Below are 698 nucleotides of genomic sequence, written 5' to 3'. Positions count from 1 at the left end.
CAGGTTGGATAACGGGAGCCGTATGACGCGAGAGTGTCACGTACGGTTCTGCGAGAGACTTCAGGCGCAATTCCTGGGGTCTACTCACCCCTATCTGAAGATTCGAGGCAAGTGGGTCTATCTGTACCGGGCGGTAGATCGAGCCGGCCAGACGGTGGACTTCATGCTCAGGGCGAAGCGGGACGTGGCTGCGGCTAAAGCCTTTATCAGCAAGGCAATCAGACATCAGGGCCAGCCGCCGGAGACGATCACGCTCGATGGGTATGCCGCCTCGCACCGGGCCGTGCGGGAGATGAAAGCCGACGGCCTGCTGCCGGAGGACACGAAGGTGCGCTCTTCGAAGTATCTGAATAACGTGATCGAGCAGGACCATCGCAACATCAAGTCCCGGACGAAAGTCATGCTCGGCTTCAAACGCTTCAGGAACGCAGCGATCACTGTCTCAGGTATTGAGTTGGTACATCGTATTCGCAAAGGCCAATTCAGTCTCGCGAAGCTCGGCCTCAAGGATACGGCTGCGCCCGCAGTCTGGGAGGTCGTCCTGTCTGCTTGATGAGGTATCCTTTCTATAGAAAAATCTCGTCCAGACCACCTATTTGCACCATGTATGGACGACTCCCTGTTGTCAAGCAGTCCGCGTTCTCTGGCACTGGGTCGAGGTTGCAGCCATGTATCCGGGCTCAGTTCGCAGCAATCGC

Annotated in this window: 1 protein-coding gene; it reads left to right on the top strand. The window is 57.2% G+C overall.

Annotation, left to right across the window (positions count from 1 at the left end; all coding sequences use genetic code 11):
• Nucleotides 1-553: IS6 family transposase (locus tag HV744_RS36660; protein WP_246279386.1), on the top strand; the 553-nt coding region annotated here is incomplete at its 5' end.
• Nucleotides 554-698: the final 145 nt, after the last annotated feature.

Source organism: Paraburkholderia ultramafica (genome assembly GCF_902859915.1).
Taxonomy (GTDB): Bacteria; Pseudomonadota; Gammaproteobacteria; order Burkholderiales; family Burkholderiaceae; genus Paraburkholderia; species Paraburkholderia ultramafica.
The sequence above is the reverse complement of the archived record's forward strand: the minus strand, read 5'-3'. Positions and strand labels throughout refer to the sequence as shown.